This window comes from Massilia arenae (genome assembly GCF_008014745.1).
Classification (GTDB): domain Bacteria; phylum Pseudomonadota; class Gammaproteobacteria; order Burkholderiales; family Burkholderiaceae_D; genus Telluria; species Telluria arenae.
On record NZ_VPFD01000002.1, the window covers coordinates 116,948 to 135,480 of the forward strand.

Annotated in this window: 17 protein-coding genes; 7 read left to right on the forward strand and 10 right to left on the reverse strand. The window is 64.8% G+C overall.

The window, feature by feature from the left end:
• Positions 1–62 precede the first annotated feature (62 nt).
• The 5 genes from FVD38_RS01930 to FVD38_RS01950 form a co-directional block, all read right to left on the reverse strand.
• Complete coding sequence (locus FVD38_RS01930) at positions 63–1,190, reverse strand: YbdK family carboxylate-amine ligase (RefSeq protein ID WP_147933291.1); 1,128 nt, start codon at positions 1,188–1,190, stop codon at positions 63–65.
• Positions 1,180–2,370: a cation:proton antiporter gene (locus FVD38_RS01935; protein WP_147933292.1), complete on the reverse strand. Its 1,191-nt coding sequence runs from the start codon at positions 2,368–2,370 to the stop codon at positions 1,180–1,182. The genes FVD38_RS01930 and FVD38_RS01935 overlap by 11 nt, the downstream gene beginning before the upstream one ends.
• A gap of 368 nt (positions 2,371–2,738) precedes the next feature.
• Entirely contained in the window at positions 2,739–3,908 is a 1,170-nt protein-coding gene (locus FVD38_RS01940) for a vWA domain-containing protein (protein ID WP_147933293.1), read from the reverse strand.
• A gap of 3 nt (positions 3,909–3,911) precedes the next feature.
• Positions 3,912–4,502: a GNAT family N-acetyltransferase gene (locus tag FVD38_RS01945; RefSeq protein ID WP_147933294.1), complete on the reverse strand. Its 591-nt coding sequence runs from the start codon at positions 4,500–4,502 to the stop codon at positions 3,912–3,914.
• Positions 4,499–5,344: an AAA family ATPase gene (locus FVD38_RS01950; RefSeq protein WP_147933295.1), complete on the reverse strand. Its 846-nt coding sequence runs from the start codon at positions 5,342–5,344 to the stop codon at positions 4,499–4,501. The genes FVD38_RS01945 and FVD38_RS01950 overlap by 4 nt, the downstream gene beginning before the upstream one ends.
• A 189-nt stretch (positions 5,345–5,533) precedes the next feature.
• Here FVD38_RS01950 and FVD38_RS01955 point away from each other — a divergent pair, with 189 nt between their 5' ends.
• The 3 genes from FVD38_RS01955 (at position 5,534) to FVD38_RS01965 (ending at position 7,853) form a co-directional block, all read left to right on the forward strand.
• Positions 5,534–5,890, forward strand: a complete 357-nt coding sequence (locus FVD38_RS01955; protein ID WP_123071278.1) for a c-type cytochrome — start codon at positions 5,534–5,536, stop codon at positions 5,888–5,890.
• An 8-nt stretch (positions 5,891–5,898) separates the two neighbouring features.
• The gene (locus tag FVD38_RS01960; protein ID WP_147933296.1) at positions 5,899–6,237 is read left to right on the forward strand and encodes a c-type cytochrome; all 339 of its coding nucleotides are present in this window, start codon (positions 5,899–5,901) and stop codon (positions 6,235–6,237) included.
• 95 nt (positions 6,238–6,332) lie between these two features.
• The gene (locus FVD38_RS01965) at positions 6,333–7,853 is read left to right on the forward strand and encodes a SulP family inorganic anion transporter (RefSeq protein ID WP_147933297.1); all 1,521 of its coding nucleotides are present in this window, start codon (positions 6,333–6,335) and stop codon (positions 7,851–7,853) included.
• 13 nt (positions 7,854–7,866) lie between these two features.
• Here the strand turns inward: FVD38_RS01965 and FVD38_RS01970 are convergent, their stop codons facing one another.
• From FVD38_RS01970 to FVD38_RS01980, 3 genes are all read right to left on the reverse strand, one after another.
• A complete protein-coding gene (locus FVD38_RS01970; protein ID WP_147933298.1) occupies positions 7,867–8,295 on the reverse strand; it encodes a DUF1841 family protein in 429 nt (142 codons plus the stop codon).
• A gap of 57 nt (positions 8,296–8,352) precedes the next feature.
• Positions 8,353–9,858: an aspartyl protease family protein gene (locus tag FVD38_RS01975; protein ID WP_147933299.1), complete on the reverse strand. Its 1,506-nt coding sequence runs from the start codon at positions 9,856–9,858 to the stop codon at positions 8,353–8,355.
• 116 nt (positions 9,859–9,974) lie between these two features.
• Entirely contained in the window at positions 9,975–10,607 is a 633-nt protein-coding gene (locus FVD38_RS01980) for an RNA pyrophosphohydrolase (RefSeq protein WP_123071282.1), read from the reverse strand.
• A gap of 330 nt (positions 10,608–10,937) precedes the next feature.
• Between FVD38_RS01980 and FVD38_RS01985 the strand changes: the two genes are divergently transcribed.
• The 4 genes from FVD38_RS01985 to FVD38_RS02000 all read left to right on the forward strand — a co-directional run bounded on the left by FVD38_RS01985 (position 10,938) and on the right by FVD38_RS02000 (position 16,225).
• Complete coding sequence (locus tag FVD38_RS01985) at positions 10,938–12,659, forward strand: proline--tRNA ligase (RefSeq protein WP_147933300.1); 1,722 nt, start codon at positions 10,938–10,940, stop codon at positions 12,657–12,659.
• On the forward strand, positions 12,659–13,285 hold the full coding sequence (locus tag FVD38_RS01990; RefSeq protein WP_147933301.1) for a lytic transglycosylase domain-containing protein: 627 nt from the start codon (positions 12,659–12,661) through the stop codon (positions 13,283–13,285). Before FVD38_RS01985 ends, FVD38_RS01990 begins: the two co-directional genes overlap by 1 nt.
• Before the next feature lie 92 nt (positions 13,286–13,377).
• Positions 13,378–14,832 (forward strand): alkaline phosphatase, encoded by a 1,455-nt coding sequence (locus FVD38_RS01995; protein ID WP_147933302.1) that lies wholly within the window; start codon positions 13,378–13,380, stop codon positions 14,830–14,832.
• A 19-nt stretch (positions 14,833–14,851) separates the two neighbouring features.
• The gene (locus FVD38_RS02000) at positions 14,852–16,225 is read left to right on the forward strand and encodes an alkaline phosphatase (RefSeq protein WP_147933303.1); all 1,374 of its coding nucleotides are present in this window, start codon (positions 14,852–14,854) and stop codon (positions 16,223–16,225) included.
• Between the two features lie 141 nt (positions 16,226–16,366).
• Here the strand turns inward: FVD38_RS02000 and FVD38_RS02005 are convergent, their stop codons facing one another.
• On the reverse strand, positions 16,367–16,747 hold the full coding sequence (locus FVD38_RS02005) for an SWIB/MDM2 domain-containing protein (RefSeq protein WP_109346291.1): 381 nt from the start codon (positions 16,745–16,747) through the stop codon (positions 16,367–16,369).
• Positions 16,748–16,979: 232 nt separating this feature from the next.
• Complete coding sequence (gene ffh / locus FVD38_RS02010) at positions 16,980–18,347, reverse strand: signal recognition particle protein (RefSeq protein ID WP_147933304.1); 1,368 nt, start codon at positions 18,345–18,347, stop codon at positions 16,980–16,982.
• Positions 18,348–18,533: the final 186 nt, after the last annotated feature.

An 18,533-nucleotide genomic window follows, 5' to 3' on the forward strand; every position in this document is an offset into this window, starting at 1 on the left:
AACTGCAGGTAAGCAATTTTTCATTATCATGCAATTTGGATACTGAATGTATAGAAATTGTTTCAGCTCGTGCGGCCGCCGCGGAAGTGCTGGATTGCCGCATTGACCATGCCCTCGACGCTGCCTTCACGCTCGACGTGGCGGCGCAGGATGGTCGCGTCGCTGCCGTCGTGCACCGCCGCCGCCAGGTGTTTCAAGGCATCCACGCTACCCAGCGCCTCGGCATGCGGCAGCATGGTGTCGAGCGTCGCCAGGATGTCTTCGCGCATCGGCACATTCTCGTAGGTCTTCGGATGCGTGATGCTGCCGTCCAGGCCGAAGCGGCAGGCCTGGAAGCGGTTGTAGTTATAAACTAGATAATCGTCCTCTACCGGGGCTTCTTCTTTTCGCTCCAGCAGGTGCCGGCACAGCGCCTGCAGGTAGCCGGCCAGCGCCGCCGCCCGCTCTACCGTCAGCGGGGTGTCGCACACACGCAGCTCGATGGTGCCGTATTCCGGCTTGGGCCTCAGGTCCCAGTAAAAATCCTTCATGCTCTTGATGATGTTGGTGCGTTCCATCTTGGCGAAGTAGACGTCGGTGAACTCCTGCCAGGACAGCGTGAACGGCGCGCGGCCGCTCATCGGGAAGGCGAACACCGAATTCAGGCGCGCCGATTCGAACAGGCTGTCGTGGCCCTGCACATAGGGCGACGATGCCGACAGCGCGACGAAGTGCGGCAGGTAGCGGTTCAGCGCATGCAGCAGGTAGAGCGCATCGTCGCCATTGGCGCAGCCGATGTGCACGTGCTGGCCGAACACCGTGAACTGCTTGGCCAGGTAGCCGTACAGCTGCGACAGGTATTCGTAGCGCGGCTTGGCCGAGATGCGCTGGTCGGACCAGTGCTGGAACGGGTGGGTGCCGCCGCCGGCGATGCCGATATTGAGCACGTCGCTGGCCGCCACCAGGGTGTCGCGGATCTCGGTCAGTTCCGCCAGCAGCGGCGCGTAGGCCGTGTGCACGCTCGAGTTAATCTCGATCATGCTCTCGGTGATCTCCGGCGTGACGTTGCCCGGGAACGGCTTGCGCTTCAACAGGTGCATCAGGTCGGGGCTGGCCGCGGTCAGGTTGAAATCCGACAGGCTGACCAGTTGCAGCTCCAGCTCGACCCCGAAGGTGAGCGGCTGCGAGGAGGTGAAAGCTTCAAGCGGCATGGGTCGACTCCGGTGCTTCGCGCGCCCAGATCAGCGCGCGCTGGATGATGATCGGGCCGAAGACTTCGAGCAGCATCGTCACGGCCGCCATCGCATACAGTTCTTCGACCACTTTCAGGCCCGCATAGCGCGCGTGCTCGAGCAGCAGGATCACGAACACGGCCAGCGGCGCCAGCCCGAGGCCGGTGAGCGCCCCCTTGCGCCAGGTGACGCCCGACAGGTGGGCGAGCGCCGTCACGCCGGCCACCTTGGCGAACATCCGCACCAGCACCACGCTGATGGCGAGCAGGGCGCCGGCCGTGACCAGGCGCCAGTCGAGGGTCGAGGCGGCGTACACGAACAGCAGCACGGTCAGCACTTCGCCCAGCGCGCCGAAGTTGCGCTGGGTCTGGGTGAAGGCGACGCGCCGGTAGCGCACCGTCAGGCCGAAGGCCAGCGCCGCCACCACCGGCGTCAGGGCGGCGCTGTCGCACACGGCCACCAGCAGGATGATCGCAAGCGCGAAGGCGACGGTGGCGTCCTGCTGCTGATTGCCGATCGCGCGCAGCAGGGCCGGCACGATCACGCCGAAGATGGCCCCGATCAGGATCGAGCCGGCCAGCATCACCAGGCTTTGCCACAGCGCTTCGCCGACAGCGTCATAGGTGCGGAACAGCCAGATGCCGATGATGGCGTTGAAGGCGAACACCGACAGCACGCAGTTCAGGGCCGACAGGTGCAGCACCCGCTCCGTCATCTGGCCCGAGCTTTTCTGTTCGTTGACCACCCGCACCACGGTGGCGGGCGAGGTCGCCATCGACAGCGCCGCCATCAGGAGGGCGGTCAGGCGGCCGACGCCGAAGGCGCTGGCGACGAAATAGACGAGGATGAAGGTCAGCGCCGCCTCGACCAGGCCGGCCACGCCGATCCAGGGATTGTTGACCAGCCAGCGCAGGTTGATGCGGTTGCCCAGTTCGAACAGGATGAGGCCGAAGGCGACGTTGGCCAGCAGCGAGACCGGCCCCATGTCGGGGGCGGGCAGGGCGCCGATCTGGGTGCTGCCGAGGGCGAAGCCGACCAGGCCATAGAAGCTGATGCGCGGCAGGCCGGTCCAGCGCTGGCCGAATTCGCCGGCCAGCCAGGCGAGTGCGATCGCCAGCGGCCACGCGAGACTAGTCAACAAGGACAGCAGGTCTGGCATTCGTTTTCCCCTCTATTCTTTTATATGATGTGCGCTTGCCGCTTGCGTTCGCGGATTCTACAAGCGGACGAGGCACGCACGATTGTCCTGGCTCGCCCGTCCACGCGCCTTGTGTTGAGACACGGCGAGCGGCGGGCGAGTGGCTCGATCATAGCGATTCCAGCACGGCCGTCCGTGTCCGCACTAACACAGTGCGTAATTACATTGCTGGAGATAAATTGTTGCCTCGAAGACGTCGTACCCGCGAAGGCGGGTACCCAAGTCATTTGCGCAGCCGGCCTAATCGAACGCCGTCACGGTGCAAGCAAGCTTGGGTACCAGCCTGCGCGGGTACGACGTATATGCGCTGACAGGAATGGATGCCGCGCCTACTTACTGAGCAGCCGCATCGCCTGTTCCAGCCCTTCTAGCGTGATCGGAAACATGCGGTTATTCATGATCTGGCGAATGAGGGCAATCGATTGCCGGTATTGCCACAGATGTTCCGGCTCCGGATTGAGCCAGGCGAACTTGGGAAAGGTCGAGACGAAGCGCGCCAGCCAGGCCCCGCCCGGCTCTTCGTTGTTGTACTCGACCGAGCCGCCCGGCGCCATCACTTCGTAGGGGCTCATGGTGGCGTCGCCGACGAAGATCACCCGCGTATCGGCCGGATACTTGCGCAGCACGTCCCAGGTGTCGAAGCGCTCGCTGTGGCGGCGGCGGTTGTTCTTCCACAGGTAGTCGTAGACGCAGTTGTGGAAGTAATAGAACTCCATGTTCTTGAATTCGCTGCTGGCGGCCGAGAACAGTTCTTCGGTGCGCTCGATGTGGTCGTCCATCGAACCGCCCACGTCGAGCAGCATCACCACCTTGATCCGATTCTTGCGCTCGGGCCGCATGCGGATGTCGAGCCAGCCGGCATTGCTGGCGGTGGCGCGGATGGTGTCGTCCAGTGCCAGTTCGTCCGCCGCGCCTTGGCGCGCGAAGCGGCGCAGGCGGCGTAGCGCGACTTTTAAATTACGCGTGCCCAGTTCGCGCTCGTCGTCGTAGTCGCGGAAGGTGCGCTGTTCCCATACCTTGACCGCGCTGCGGTTGCGGCCCGTGCCGCCGATGCGGATGCCCTCGGGGTTGGTGCCGCCGTGGCCGAAGGGCGAGGTGCCGCCGGTGCCGATCCATTTGTTGCCGCCGGCATGGCGCTCCTTCTGCTCTTTCAGCAGCTCCTGCAGGCGCTGCTGCAGCTTGTCGTAGCCGAATTTTTCCAGCTGCGCCTTCTGCTCCGGCGTCAGCTCGCGCTCAAAGCGCTTGATCAGCCACTCCAGCGGAATCTCGGCCTTCTCGTCGAATACCGCATCGACCCCCTTGAACCAGAGGCCGAACACGCGATCGAACTTGTCGAAGTGCGCTTCATCCTTCACCAGCGTCAGGCGCGCGAGGTAATAGAACTCGTCGAGCGAGGGCGGGATCACCTGGTGCTGCAGCGCTTCGAGCAGGGTCAGGAATTCGCGGATCGAGACCGGGACCTTGGCCTCGCGCAGGGCGCGGAAGAAGTCGATCAGCATGGCCTAGCTCCCGGCGTGATGCGCCAGACGCGCCTCCAGGTGCGCCTTCACGCGCAGCCATTCGCCCTGCAGGATGCTGTACATGACGGTATCGCGCGGCTGCCCGTTGCGGCGCGCGACGTGATGGCGCAGCACGCCATCCTTGTGCGCACCGAGGCGCTCGATGGCCGCCTGCGAGGCAAAATTCTCGCCATCGGTGCGCAGGCCCACCACGGCGCAGCCGAGCGTGTCGAAGGCGTACCGCATCAGCATCAGCTTGCAGCTGGTGTTCACGTGGCTGCGCTGTGCGCGTTTGGCATACCAGGTGTAGCCGATCTCGACCCGGTCGACCTCGGGCACGATGTCGTGGTAGCTGGTGCTGCCGATCACGGCGCCGCTGGCGGCATCGACCACGGCCCAGGCCCGGCGGTTGGACATGCCCAGGGCGGTGTCGATATAGGCGCCGGCGTCCTGCGGCGCCGGCACGCTGGTCACGACCAGGTTCCACAGCTCGCCATCGCTGGCCGCCGCGCGCAGGCCGTCGGCGTGGTGCGGCGCCAGCGGCTCCAGGCGCACGCCGTTCAGTTCCAGGGTGATGGGCGCGACCGCGATCATCGCCGGTTCCTCGCCATGGCCATCAGGCGGTCAAACAGGGCGATGTCCTGCTCGTTCTTGAGCAGGGCGCCGTGCAGCGGCGGGGCCTCGTTCTCGGCGCGCAGCGCTTCGGCCGGCACGTCCTCGGCCAGCAGCAGCTTGAGCCAGTCGAGGAATTCCGAGGTCGACGGTTTCTTCTTGATGCCGGGGACGTCGCGCAGCGCATAGAAGCTTTGCAGCGCGGCCGCCAGCAGGTCCTGTTTGAGCGTCGGGAAGTGCACGCCGACGATGTCGGCCATCGTCTCGCGGTCCGGGAACTGGATGTAATGGAAGAAGCAGCGGCGCAGGAAGGCGTCGGGCAGTTCCTTTTCATTGTTGGAGGTGATGATCACCAGCGGGCGGTGCTTGGCCACCACCATCTCGCGCGTCTCGTAGACGTAGAACTCCATGCGGTCGAGCTCACGCAGCAGGTCGTTCGGGAACTCGATGTCGGCCTTGTCGACTTCGTCGATCAGCAGCACGACCGGCTCGGGCGACGTAAACGCCTGCCACAGCACGCCTTTGACGATGTAGTTCTGGATGTCGCGCACGCGCTCGTCGCCCAGCTGCGAATCGCGCAGGCGCGAGACGGCGTCGTATTCGTACAGGCCCTGCTGGGCCTTGGTGGTCGACTTCACGTGCCACTGCAGCAGCGGCATGTTGAGTGCGGCCGCGACCTCTTCGGCCAGCATGGTCTTGCCGGTGCCCGGCTCGCCCTTGATCAGGAGCGGGCGGCCCAGCGTGAGCGCGGCGTTGACGGCCAGTTTCAGGTCGGGAGTGGCGACGTAGTTGTCGCTGCCTTCGAAGCGGGGAGAAGCATGCATGGCGGGTGACGGAAGAAAACGAAGAAGGTTGGGCGAGTATATGACAAAAATACGGCCCACCCGCGGCCCGGGCGCGGGACGCCGGTTTGTAGACTGGTGTCAAGTCTTCAGATAGAATCGGCCGGTTGGTAAGCCTTTGCTAAGTTTTTGTGCGGTTGCGATTTTCGACATATAACTAACGAGACGCCCATGAAAAAAACTCTGGTACCACTGGCGCTGGCGCTCCTTGCCGGCGCCGCCGGCAGCGCATCCGCCGCGGAAGTGGTCGGTAATCCCCAGGCGGCCACCGCCAAGATCGAGATGTGTATCGGCTGCCATGCCATCCCCGGCGGCTACAAGACGGCATTCCCCGAGGTGTACCGCGTGCCGATGATCGGCGGCCAGTCGGCCAAGTACATCGAATCCGCACTCAAGGCCTATCGCAAGGGCGACCGCAAGCATCCTTCCATGACCGGCATCGCGCGCTCGATGAGCGACCAGGACATCGCCGACGTGGCGGCCTATTATTCCCAGCAATCGTCGAACCAGACGACCGCCAAGCGATGAGGACCGCCATGAAGAACACGATGCTCCTGCTGGTCCTCGGCGCTGTGTCTCTTGGCGCCAGCGCCGACGACGTCAAGCGCGGCGAAGCCCTGGCCCAGAAATACAACTGCGCTTCCTGCCACGGCGCCGACTTCAACAAGCCGATCGATCCGACCTATCCGAAGCTGGCCGGCCAGCACGCCGACTATCTCACGCATGCGCTGCGCGCCTACAAGCGCGGCGCCGGCGCCAACGGCCGCGTCAATCCGATCATGGCCGGCCTGGTGCAGCCGCTGTCGAACCAGGACATGGCCGATCTCGGCGCGTATCTCGCCAGCCTGCCGTCGCAGCTGGTGATCAAGAAGTAGGGCTGTCGTTACGCGGCTGCGCGGCAACTGGTAACATGCGATCCCCTCTGCTGCAGTGCAGCGAGGGGATTGTCATCCTTGCCGCTGGAGCCGCCGTGCCGTCGCTTACCCCCGCTTACCTGAAGATCAACCTGCTGGCCGGCCTGACCGTCGCGCTGGCGCTGGTGCCCGAGGCGATCGCCTTCGCCCTGGTCGCCCACCTGTCCCCGCTCACCGGCCTGTATGCGGCGGTGATCGTCGCCTTCATCACGTCGTGCTTCGGCGGCCGGCCCGGCATGATCTCGGCCGCCGCCGGTTCGCTGGCGGTGGTGATGGTGGCGCTGGTGGTCCAGCATGGCGCGCAATACCTGCTGGCCGCCGTGGTGCTGATGGGCGTGCTGCAACTGCTGTTCGCCGCCGCGCGCCTGGGTAAATTCATCCGCATGGTGCCGCATCCGGTGATGCTCGGCTTCGTCAACGGCCTGGCGCTGGTGATCTTCCTCGCCCAGTTCAACCACTTCAAGGAGCCGGGCCCGGATGGCGCGCCGCAGTGGATGGCCGGCCCCGAACTGGCGGTCATGGCCGGCATCATCGTCGTCACGATGGCGGTGATCTACCTGACCCCGCGCCTGACCAAAGCGGTGCCGTCGACCCTGGTCGGCATCCTGGTGGCAAGCAGCGGCTGCGCGCTGCTCGGCATCGAGACCAAGACCGTGGGCGACCTCGGTTCGATCGCCGGCGGCCTGCCGGGCTTCGCGCTGCCCGACGTGCCGTGGAACCTGGAGACGCTGCGCATCGTCTTTCCGTATTCACTGGTGCTGGCCGGCGTCGGCCTGATCGAGTCGCTGCTGACGCTCACCCTGATCGACGAGATCACCGACACCCGCGGCCAGCCGAACCGCGAGTCGCTGGCGCTGGGCGCCGCCAACGTCGCGGCCGGCCTGTTCGGCGGCATGGGCGGCTGCGCGCTGATCGGTCAGAGCATGATCAATGTGAACAGCGGCGCCACCGGGCGCCTGTCGGGCATCGCGGCCGCGCTGTTCCTGCTGGCCTTCATCCTGTTCGGGTCCAGCTGGATCGAGGCGATTCCGCTGGCGGCGCTGGTCGGCGTGATGTTCGTGGTGTGCGAAAAAACCTTCGAGTGGGGCACGTTCCGCCTGGTGGGAAAGGTGCCGCGCGCCGACCTGTGCGTGATCGTGCTGGTGGCGGGCATCACCCTGGTCTACGACCTGGCGCTGGCGGTGATCGCGGGCGTGATCGTGTCGGCGCTGGTGTTCGCCTGGCAGCATGCCAAGCAGGTACGGGCCGCCGTCTCGCACGACGGGCAGGGCTGGAAGGTGTATGCGCTGGAAGGCACGCTGTTCTTCGCCTCGGTGACGCCATTCCAGGCGCTGTTCACCCCGAAAGACGATCCGCAAGACGTCATCATCGACTTCCTGCATGCGCGGGTGGTCGACCACTCGGCGATCCAGGCGATCGACGCGCTGGCCGAGCGCTACCGCGTGCTGGGCAAGCGCCTGCACCTGCGCCACCTGAGCCCGGACTGCCGCGAGCTGCTGGACAAGGCGCGCGGCATGGTCGAGGTGAACCTGGTGGAAGACCCGCGCTACCGGGTCGCGGACGACAAGCTGGGGTGAATCGAAGGAAGGATCAGGCGAATGCGCGCCGGCGCACGCATTCGATATAGGCTTCGGTATCCGGCGGCACGCCGTTGCGCTGGGAGGCCCAGATCATCTCGCCCAGGCATTCCATGATCTCGTGGTGGGCGTCGTGCTGGCCGCGCCGGGCCACCAGGGCGTCGTGGGCGGCGCGGATGCCGCGCGGCTGGTCGATCGAGATCTGCTCGGCGATCGACAGGTGCATCGACAGGTGCAGGAAGGGATTCGCCTTGCCGCCTTCGACCGAATAGTCGGCCGCGATCGCCGCCTCGACGTCCTCGAACTGCTCGTGGTATTCGGGATGCTGGACGATCCAGTCGGCCGCGATTGCGTCCATCGGGGTCAGGATCTCGCCATTGCGGTGCTTGCGATAGGCTTCGCAGAAGAAGCGGCGCACGTCGTGCGAGGACGGAGTGAACATGTCGAATACGGCAGGAAGGGAAGGGAGCCGGCATTGTAGCGCGATGCCGGCCTGCCGTCACAGGGCCATGTCCGTGCCCGCGTTTGCGCTCTGGTACTGTTCACGCATCGCCTTGCAATCCTTGGGCAGGGCGACGCTGGCCGGCTTGCCCAGTGTTTCCTCGTGCAGCAGGACGAGGTTGGCGGCAAAGCAGGCGCGTGCCTGCGTATCGGACGCCGCCAGCAGCCTGGCGCCGTCGATCTTGTCCAGGAAATAATCGACCACCGGGCGTGGCCAATCGCTGCGGTCCTTGAAACGCGCTTCCAGTTCGGTGCGGGCCTGCGGGTCGCCGGCGCGCAGCTGAGCCAGATAGAGCCACAGGGCGCCATTGCGGCCGGTGTGCCCCTCGCCCAGGCTCCCTCGCAGGAGCGTGGCCGCCTGCTCCGGTTTGCCCTGCACCAGCATCCGTACGCCCAGCGACAGGCTCGCCTCGCGGTGGCCCAGCGCCGCCGCCCGCTCCAGGTAGCCGATCGCGGCCGCCGGGTCCTTGTGTATGCTGCGCTCGGAATTCGCCATGCCCGCCATCGTGTACCAGGCGTCGGCATTGCCGGCTTCGGCCTCCTGGCGCATCCAGGGCCTGACCTCGCGCCGCGAATCGAAGGGCTGGCCGCCGAGGTAGGACACGTACAGCTTGCCCTGGCTCATGGCGAACAGCACGCGGTGCGCGCGCAGGAAGTCGACGCCCAGCAGCACGTCGACGCTCAGCTGGCTGTCGATCACGTCGAACTCGGGATCGAAAACGGTGGCGTCGCCGATCTTGAAGGTATCCGCCCTGGCGATCCAGGCGCCCACCGACTGTGTGCCGACGCCGTGGGCATTGGCCACGCGCTGCGCGCGCGGGCCATCGAGGTCGATGCCGGCGCGATGCGCCGCGCGCCTGGTGATGGTCGTGACCGATGCGCCGCTGTCGATCATCGCGGTCAGGCGGGCGCCGTTGATGTGGACCGAGAACTGCGGGTTCGCCGTCAGCTCGTCGTGCTGGCGGAACGGGATCACGCTCGCGTCCTTGTCCCAGTAGGCCAGCCAGGTGCTGGCGCAGCGTTGCGGGCGGAAGAAGCGCAGTTCCTTGGTGGCCAGCGAGAATTCGAGGTCGCCCTGCAGCAGGAAGGCGGCGCCGACGATGGCGTCGAACGGCGGCGTGAACGAGGTTTCGCCGACCACCGACAGGTACAGTTCGCGGGCGCGCACCGGCCCGACGACCAACTCCGCCACCCTGGCCTCGTACAGCCGCGACTTGCCGGCCACGCCCTGGACATAGCGGCCGGTGGGGCGCTGGGTCAGGCCGTGGCGATCGACCCCGGTGCGGGTCAGGTAAGTGACTCCGGAGCCGGTATCGGGCAGCATGGTGGCGCGCTTGCCATTGATCTCGCCGGTCATCGTCAGGCCCAGGCCCGAGCCGGCATAGTGCAGCGGCACCTGCGCCACCTGCAGGAACTGGCATGCGGTTTGCGCCGAGGCATGCAAAGACAGGAGAAAGAGAAGGGGGAGGAGAAATGCGCGCAGCGGAGGGGCGATGAAAGTCATGCGCCCATTCTACCGGCTGGGGTTGCTTTTAAAGCAATGCTCTGCGCATGAAATGATGCGCGGGGAGGGAATTTGACGGAAACGGCGGCGCGGGCCGCCGTTTTCCGTCAATACAACTACTTGTTGGGCGCCAGCACCAGCGATTCCGGCCCCGCAGGACTGGCACCGCCGGCCGCGGCGACCATGTCCTGGGCCGGCTTGGCCCCTTGCGACCTGCCATGCGGCTGGCGCAGGTAGCGCGCGCTGTGGCGCCGCTCGCCGTGCTGGCCCCTGGCCGGCCAGGTGACGAAGCGCGACAGTTCCTGCAGGGCGCGCTGGTAGACGTCGCGCTTGAACTCGATCACGACGTCCAGCGGCACCCAGTAGTCGTGCCAGCGCCAGGCATCGAATTCCGGGTGGTCGGTCAGGCGCAGATTGACTTCGTTGTCGCGAGCAACCATGCGCAACAGGAACCAGATCTGCTTCTGGCCGCGGTAATGGCCACGGATTTCGCGCTTGATGAAGTGGTCGGGCACCTCGTAGCGCAGCCAGTCGCGGGTTCGCCCCATGATCTTGACGTGCTCCTGGCGCAGGCCGATTTCTTCTTCGAGCTCGCGGTACATTGCCTGTTCTGGCGTCTCTCCGTACTTGATCCCCCCTTGCGGGAATTGCCATGAGTGCTCGCGCACCCGCTTGCCCCACCAGACCTCGTTGTTAGCGTTCAGCAGGATGATGCCGACGTTGGGCCGAAACCCTTCACGGTCGAGCATAAGTGCACCTCGATACTTTCTGCCGGCGGATCGTCCCTTATGGGCGCATCGAAAAACCTGCTGCGCGTTGCATTTTCGGACTGCGATGCTCGTCGTACGACCGTACGACTGCGCTTCTCGTCCGAAACTGCTGCCGCTCGCGACGGTTTTTCGAAGTGCCCTTGCGTTTTTACCTACAAATTCTGTACGCCCGTGGGTTTTCCGCACCGCTTGCGCGGTGGATGCTGCTGGTTGCGGACCCTGTTTGTAGAAAGATTGGACGCATCAGCCGGCTAATCCTTTAAAATTAGGTCGATTATAACCCTCTCTTTTTAAAAAGAATTCACTGATATGCGCGCCTCACGATTTTTTATTTCAACTCTTAAAGAAGCGCCTTCCGATGCCGAGATCGTCAGCCACAAGCTGATGATGCGCGCCGGGATGATCAAGCGCCTGGGTTCCGGCATCTATACCTATATGCCGGTCGGGTTGCGCGTCATCCGCAAGGTCGAAGCGATTGTCCGTGAAGAAATGAACCGTGCGGGCGCAATCGAACTCCTGATGCCGCTGGTGCAGCCGGCCGAGTTGTGGCAAGAAACGGGCCGCTGGGACAAGATGGGCGACGAGTTGATGCGCGTCAAAGACCGTCACGGTCGCGATTTCGCGATCCAGCCGACCTCCGAAGAAGTGGTCACCGACGTCGTGCGTAGCGAAATCAAGTCGTACCGCCAGCTGCCGGTCAACTTCTATCACATCCAGACCAAGTTCCGCGACGAGCGCCGTCCGCGCTTTGGCCTGATGCGCGGCCGCGAATTCACGATGAAGGATGCCTATTCCTTCGACCGTGACCTCGAAGGCATGCAGAAGTCCTACCAGACCATGTTCGACGCCTACACCCGGATCTTCAACCGCTTCGGCCTGAAGTTCCGCGCGGTGGCGGCCGACAACGGCGCCATCGGCGGCACCGGTTCGCATGAATTCCACGTCATCGCCAGCACCGGCGAAGACGCGCTGGTGTACTGCCCTGATTCGGACTACGCGGCCAATATGGAAGCGGCCGAAGCCGTCGCCAGCGGCGCGCGCGGCGCGGCGACCCAGGCGTTGACGAAGACCTCGACCCCAGGCAAGACCAAGTGCGAAAGCGTGGCCGAGCTGCTGGGCCTGCAATTGTCGCAGACCGTCAAGACCATCGCCCTGACCGTCGAGAGCGAAGAAGGCAAGAAGAGCTTCTGGGTGCTGCTGCTGCGCGGCGACCATGAGCTCAACGAGATCAAGGTCTCGAAAGTGGCGGGCCTGAAGGACTTCCGCTTCTCGACCGAGGCCGAGATCCTCGAAGTGTTCGGCACCGTGCCGGGCTACCTGGGTCCGATCAATACCAAGCTGCCGGTCAACGTCGTGGCCGACCGCACCGTCGCCAACATGGCCGACTTCGTGTGCGGCGCCAACGAGGCCGACTTCCACTACACCGGCGCCAACTGGGGCCGTGATGTGCCGGAACCGCTCGTTGCCGACCTGCGCAATGTGGTCGAGGGCGACGCTTCGCCGGACGGCAAGGGCGTACTGGCGATCGAGCGCGGCATCGAGGTGGGCCACGTGTTCCAGCTCGGCACCGCCTATTCGGAAGCGATGGGCGCGACCTTCCTCGACGAAGGTGGCCGTCCCGCGCCGCTGCAGATGGGCTGCTACGGCATCGGCGTGACCCGCATCCTGGGCGCGGCGATCGAGCAGAACTTCGACGACAAGGGCATCGTGTGGCCTGACTCGATCGCCCCGTTCGAGCTGGTGCTGTGCCCGATGGGCCTGGACCGCAGCGAGATGGTGAAAGAAGCCACCGAACAGCTGTACGCCGAGTTGCAGGCGGCCGGCATCGACGTCATCGTCGACGACCGCGGCCTGCGTCCGGGCGCGATGTTCGCCGACTGGGAACTGATCGGCGTGCCGCATCGCGTCGTGATCGGCGAGCGCGGCCTGAAGGAAGGCAACCTGGAATACCAGGGCCGCCGCGACGAAGCGGCAAGCGCCGTGGCCGTGGCGGACATGGTCGCCTTCATCAAGGGCAAGCTGGGCAAGTGATGCGGATGCGCCTCGCCTCCTGGACCGGGGGCGCCGTGCTCGCGTGCGCCTTCGGACTGGGTGGGGGTGAGGTGTTTGCCGGCAACCAGAAGGAAGAAGCGCTGTCGGATTCGGTGCGCCTGGCCCTGGCCAATGCCATCGCCGACGCGCGTCCGCCGCGGCCGGTTTTCCGCACCGACGCGGCGCGGGCGCGCTACCAGGCCTGGCTGGACGCCATGTCGGGCCGGCTCGTCAAGCGCCTGCCCGACGCCCAGACCCGTACCGAATTCCTCGAGACGGTCTGGTACGAATCGACCCGCGCCGGTCTCGATCCGGGGCTGGTGCTGGGCCTGATCCAGGTCGAATCGGCCTATCGCAAGTACGCGATCTCGATCGCCGGCGCGCGCGGCTATATGCAGGTGATGCCGTTCTGGACCAAGGTGATCGGCGACGGCGACCGCCGCCGCCTGTTCCATATGCAGACCAATCTGCGCTACGGCTGCGCGATCCTGCGCATGTATATCGACATGGAGCGCGGCGACCTGTACCTGGCGCTGGGCCGCTACAACGGCAGCCGGGGCAAGCCGAAGTACCCGAACGCGGTGCTGGCGGCGTGGAAGAACTGGGAATTCAAGCACGGCATCTAGGCCAGGCCTGCTATACAAAACGCCAACATTTCAGTTCACCAACGTGTCACGTTAGCAGTGTAGACTTTCCGCTTTCCCAAGCAGAGGACTGCATGCGACCGACCACTCTTGCCTCCGCCGCGCTGCTGGCGGCACTCGCCGGCTGCGCGACAACGCCGCCCGATTCGACCCAATCCACCGCCGCCGCGCAAGGCGCCGTCGTGGCCAATGCCGTCGACCAGCGCGCGAAAAACGTCATCTTCTTCCTCGGCGACGGCATGGGCATCAACACCCTGACCGCGGCGCGTATCTTCGCCGCCGGCGAAGACGGCGAGCTGGCGATCGACAAGATGCCCGAGTCGGCCTTCGTGAAGACCTTCTCGAACGATGCGCAAGTGACCGACAGCGCCGCCTCGATGGCCGCCTACATGACCGGCGTGAAGCACAATAACGGCGTGGTCTCGATGTCCTTCGGCACCCGCTCGGTTGCACCTGGCAAGGACGCCAACGGCAACAACCTGGTGAGCCGCTGTGAAAATGGCCAGGCCGCAGTGACGCTCCTGGAACTGGCCAAGCGCCGCGGCATGGCCGTCGGCGTGGTCACCAATACCAGCGTCACCGACGCCACCCCGGCCTCGACCTATGCCCACGCCTGCCACCGCAAGCTGGAAACCGATATCGCCGCCAGCCTGGTGCCGGGCGGCGCCGGCTACAACAAGGCGCTCGGCGACCGTGGCCTGGACGTGCTGTTCGGCGGCGGTGCCCAGAACTTCACGCCGTTCGCCAAGGGCGGCAAGCGCGCCGACAACCGCGACCTGCTGGCCGAACTGGGCTCGAAAGGCTTCCGCGTGGTGAACGACACCGCGCAATTCGCGGCCCTGCAACCGGGCCAGCCGGCGGTCGGCCTGTTCGCGCCGAACCACATGGACTTCGACGCCGTGCGCGATGCAAGCCGCCAGCCGGCCCTGCCGGCGATGGCGACCAAGGCGATCGAGTTGCTGGCGCCGAACAAGAACGGCTTCTTCCTGATGGTCGAGGGCGGCCTGATCGACCACGCGCTGCACGCGACCCTGGGCAAGCGCGCCCTGCAAGAAACGGTGAGCTACAACGCGGCGCTGCAGGCGGCGATCGAGCGCATGGAGGCGCTCGATCCGGGCCTCAAGAACACGCTGATCGTCGCCACCGCCGACCATGACCACACCCTGATCCTGAACGGCTATGCGGCCCGCACCGGCAAGACCACGCCCACCAACCCCGGCGTGATCGGCCTGGTGCGCAACGCCGACGGCACCCCTAGCCTGGACGGCAAGGGCCAGCCGTACACCATCATCGGCTTCGGCACCGGCGAGCAGCGCCACGCGGGCGACCGCACCGTGCACCTGACCGACGAAGTCGTGACGCGCGACGACTACCACCAGGAGGCGGTGGTGCGCACCCGCACGGGCGCCGAGACCCATGGCGGCAGCGACGTCTACCTGGGCGCGACCGGCGCCAACGCCGAACTGTTCCGCGGGACCATCGACAACACCCGCGTGTTCAACCTGATCAAGACCGCCGCCGGCCTGTAAGCCGCGACCAGGAGCCACCATGACTTTCAAACGTATTACTCCGCTGCTGCTGGCCGCCTGCTGCGCTGCTGCATTTACCACTCCCGCCGCCGCCCAGCAAAAGGCGAAGAACATCATCTTCTTCCTCGGCGACGGCATGGGCCCGACCACCATCACCGCCGCCCGCATCTATCGCGGCGGCGAGGACAGCCTGCTGCACTTCGAGCGCCTGATGGAGCGCACCGCGCGCATCAAGACCTATTCGCTCGACTACCAGACCACCGACAGCGCACCGTCGATGGGCGCCTACATGACCGGCGTGAAGATGAACAACGACGTCATCTCGCAAGCCGGCGCGCGTCCGATCGATCCGACCAAGGAAGGCGTCGACATGTGCGGCGCCAATAACGGCACGCCGGCCGTGACGATCCTGGAGCTGGCCAAGGCCCAAGGCAAGGCCACCGGCGCCATCACCACCACCGAGCTGACCCACGCCACCCCGGCATCGACCTTCGCGCATACCTGCAGCCGCGACGCGGTGTACACGATCGCGCAGCAGATCGTGCCCGGCGGCGCCGGCTACAACCCGGCGCTGGGCGATGGCGTTGACGTGCTGATGGGAGGAGGGCGCAACCACTTCACCCCGGTTGACCCCGCCACCAATCCGAAGGGCCGCCCCGACGGGCGCGACCTGATGGCCGAATTCGCCGGCGCCGGCTACTACGTGGCCGGTACCCGCGCCGGCATGATGTCGGCGCAGCCGGGCCGCAAGTTCGTGGGCATCTTCAGCGCCACCAGCCACCTCGATTACTCGTACCAGCGCCGCCCGGAGCAGCCGACCCTGGCCGAGATGACCGGCAAGGCGATCGACCTGCTGTCGAAGAATCCGAACGGTTTCTTCTTGATGGTCGAAGGCGGCAAGATCGACCACGCCCTGCACGACACCCGCGCCAAGCACGCGCTGGAAGAGACGGTGGCCTTCGACGACGCCCTGCAGCTGGCGATCGAGCGCATGCGCGCCATCGATCCGGGCCTGCAGAACACGCTGATCGTGCTGACCGCCGACCATGACCACACGATGCAGATCAACGGCTATCCTAAGCGCGGCAATCCGATCACCGACATCGTGCGCGACTATGCGTCGGGCGAGCCCAAGAAGGATGCGGACGGCAAGACCTTCACCACCCTGGTGTTCGGCAACGGCCCGAACCGCCCGGATGCGCGCGCCGACGTCGATAGCGTGGTCGCGCAAAGCGACGATTACCATCAGGAAACCGGCGTGCACAAGTCCTCGGAAACCCATGGCGGCGGCGACGTCAAACTGTTTGCGACTGGCGCGGGATCGGCACCGTTCAAGGGCACAATCGAGAATACCCAGGTGTTCCACCTGATGAAAGCGGCGGCCGGTTTGTAATGGAGTCGGATCGGTGCAACGCATCGATCCGATAGGTTATTAACCTGCTGCCACTATTATTTACAGCCGAATAACAAAAAAGCCCCGGGTTTGAAACCGGGGCTTTTTTAAGCGTGAAGCTTATTGAAATAGCGCGTTGGCTTATTTCAGGTGATCCGAAATGAGCTTGGTCATTTCGAACATCGAGACTTGTGCCTTGCCGCCGAAAACCGCTTTCAGCTTGTCGTCGGCATTGATCATGCGGCGATTCGCTGCGTCTTGCAGGTCTTTCGACTTGATGTAATCCCAGACCTTCTTGGTCACTTCGGTGCGCGGCAGCGGCTTGTCGCCAACGACGGCAGCCAGTGTGGCGGACGGGGTCATGGCTTTCATGAAAGCAGCATTCGGCTTGCGAGCGGCTGCCGGCTTATCGGCCGACTTCGCTGCTGGTGCTGCCTTTTTTGCTGCCGGCTTGGCCGCTGCAGCAGGCTTGGCAGCGTCTTTTTTTGCTGGCGCTGCAGTGGTTTTTTTGGCTGTTGCCATCTTCGAGCCTCCTAAAACGAACACGTGGAAAAGTGCGTAATTTATCGCACGCCTATATTGGTAGCGTTTTACAGAACGTGCAAGTCTTTTTCAAAACTTTTTCACTCATAAAACCCGCCAAATGGGCGTTATCGCACACAACAACGCATGAGAACGAAAAAACGCTGACAAGCGGCGAAAAAAAACCGCGCAAAGCGATACTTTGCGCGGTTCTCGCCGATTGAGATGCAGATTAGCGCATGCCGGGCATCATCCCCTTCATCCCGCGCATCATCTTCATCAGGCCGCCGCCTTTGAGCTTTTTCATCATGGACTGCATCTGGTCGTACTGGTTCAGCATGCGGTTCACTTCCTGCACCTGCACGCCGGCGCCGGCCGCGATGCGGCGCTTGCGGTTGGCCTTGATCAGTTCGGGTTTGGCGCGCTCGAGCGGGGTCATCGAGTCGATGATGCCCACCATGCGCTGCACGGATTTTTCGGCCTGGCCCATATTGGCGCCGGCCGCCGCCTGCTGGAACTGGGCCGGCAGTTTATCCATCAGGCCGGCCATGCCGCCCATTTTCTTCATTTGCGTCAGTTGCGACTTGAAGTCGTTCATGTCGAAGCGGCCGCCGACCTTGATCTTGTTGGCCAGTTCGGCCGCCGCCTCGGCGTCGACGCCCTTGCGCGCTTCTTCGACCAGCGCCAGGATGTCGCCCATGCCCAGCACGCGGTTGGCCATGCGGGTGGGGTCGAAAGCCTCGAGGCCATCGAGTTTTTCGGACACGCCGGCGAACTTGATCGGCTTGCCGGTCACGTGACGCACCGACAGCGCCGCACCGCCGCGCGAATCGCCATCGAGCTTGGTCAGCACGATGCCGGTCAGGGGCAGGGCATCGTTGAAGGCCTTGGCGGTGTTGATCGCATCCTGGCCCAGCATGGCGTCGACCACGAACAGGGTCTCGACCGGATTGACGGCGCCGTGCACGGCGGCGATTTCTTGCATCATCGCTTCGTCGATGCCCAGGCGGCCGGCGGTGTCGATGATCAGGACGTCGTGGTAATGCTTCTTGGCCCAGTCGAGCGCGGCGCGGGCGATGTCGACCGGCTTGTCGCTGGCGGTGGACGGGAAGAAGTCGACGCCGACCTGCTTGGACACGGCCTCGAGCTGGGCGATCGCGGCAGGGCGGTAGACGTCGGCCGAGACGGTCAGGACTTTCTTCTTCTTTTGTTCCTTGAGGTACTTGGCCAGCTTACCCGTGGTGGTGGTCTTACCCACACCCTGCAGGCCGGCCATCAGGATGATCGCGGGCGGCTGCTGGGCGAAGGAGAGTTGGGTCGCTTCGGGGCCGAGGTCGGCGCCCATCAGGGCGGCCAGCTCTTTCTGCACCACGCCGACCAGGGCCTGGCCGGGCGACAGCGAGCCGACGACTTCTTCGCCCAGGGCCTTCTCTTTGACCTTGGCGATGAATTCGCGCACCGCCGGCAGCGCCACGTCCGCCTCGAGCAGGGCCATGCGCACTTCGCGCAGCATTTCCGCGGTGTTCGCCTCGGTCAGGCGGGCCTCGCCGCGCATGGTCTTGACGACCTTGGCAAGGCGTTGGGTGAGGTTATCTAGCATGTCTACCTAATATAGAAAGAAGCGCAATTCGGACTTGGCGCAGGTTCGCCAACGCGTCATTTTACCTTGTGCCGCCGCTGCCCTGCATACCCCATCGCGCCGAACCCGGCCTGTCCCGGCCATTTTTCGCCAACGCCGTCGCCTTTTGGCATAACGCAAACACGACCTACGGCTGCCATGTTGTAT

What these genes read in the sequence shown, in the direction of transcription:
- FVD38_RS01930 (WP_147933291.1), bottom strand. Translation starts at nt 1,190, where the DNA reads ATGCCGCTTGAAGCTTTCACCTCCTCGCAGCCGCTCACCTTCGGGGTC.
- FVD38_RS01960 (WP_147933296.1), top strand. Translation starts at nt 5,899, where the DNA reads ATGAAGAACACGATGCTCCTGCTGGTCCTCGGCGCTGTGTCTCTTGGC.
- FVD38_RS01935 (WP_147933292.1), bottom strand. Translation starts at nt 2,370, where the DNA reads ATGCCAGACCTGCTGTCCTTGTTGACTAGTCTCGCGTGGCCGCTGGCG.
- FVD38_RS01955 (WP_123071278.1), top strand. Translation starts at nt 5,534, where the DNA reads ATGAAAAAAACTCTGGTACCACTGGCGCTGGCGCTCCTTGCCGGCGCC.
- FVD38_RS02000 (WP_147933303.1), top strand. Translation starts at nt 14,852, where the DNA reads ATGACTTTCAAACGTATTACTCCGCTGCTGCTGGCCGCCTGCTGCGCT.
- FVD38_RS01940 (WP_147933293.1), bottom strand. Translation starts at nt 3,908, where the DNA reads ATGCTGATCGACTTCTTCCGCGCCCTGCGCGAGGCCAAGGTCCCGGTC.
- ffh (WP_147933304.1), bottom strand. Translation starts at nt 18,347, where the DNA reads ATGCTAGATAACCTCACCCAACGCCTTGCCAAGGTCGTCAAGACCATG.
- FVD38_RS01970 (WP_147933298.1), bottom strand. Translation starts at nt 8,295, where the DNA reads ATGTTCACTCCGTCCTCGCACGACGTGCGCCGCTTCTTCTGCGAAGCC.
- FVD38_RS01990 (WP_147933301.1), top strand. Translation starts at nt 12,659, where the DNA reads ATGCGGATGCGCCTCGCCTCCTGGACCGGGGGCGCCGTGCTCGCGTGC.
- FVD38_RS01995 (WP_147933302.1), top strand. Translation starts at nt 13,378, where the DNA reads ATGCGACCGACCACTCTTGCCTCCGCCGCGCTGCTGGCGGCACTCGCC.
- FVD38_RS01985 (WP_147933300.1), top strand. Translation starts at nt 10,938, where the DNA reads ATGCGCGCCTCACGATTTTTTATTTCAACTCTTAAAGAAGCGCCTTCC.
- FVD38_RS02005 (WP_109346291.1), bottom strand. Translation starts at nt 16,747, where the DNA reads ATGGCAACAGCCAAAAAAACCACTGCAGCGCCAGCAAAAAAAGACGCT.
- FVD38_RS01975 (WP_147933299.1), bottom strand. Translation starts at nt 9,858, where the DNA reads ATGACTTTCATCGCCCCTCCGCTGCGCGCATTTCTCCTCCCCCTTCTC.
- FVD38_RS01945 (WP_147933294.1), bottom strand. Translation starts at nt 4,502, where the DNA reads ATGATCGCGGTCGCGCCCATCACCCTGGAACTGAACGGCGTGCGCCTG.
- FVD38_RS01950 (WP_147933295.1), bottom strand. Translation starts at nt 5,344, where the DNA reads ATGCATGCTTCTCCCCGCTTCGAAGGCAGCGACAACTACGTCGCCACT.
- FVD38_RS01980 (WP_123071282.1), bottom strand. Translation starts at nt 10,607, where the DNA reads ATGCTCGACCGTGAAGGGTTTCGGCCCAACGTCGGCATCATCCTGCTG.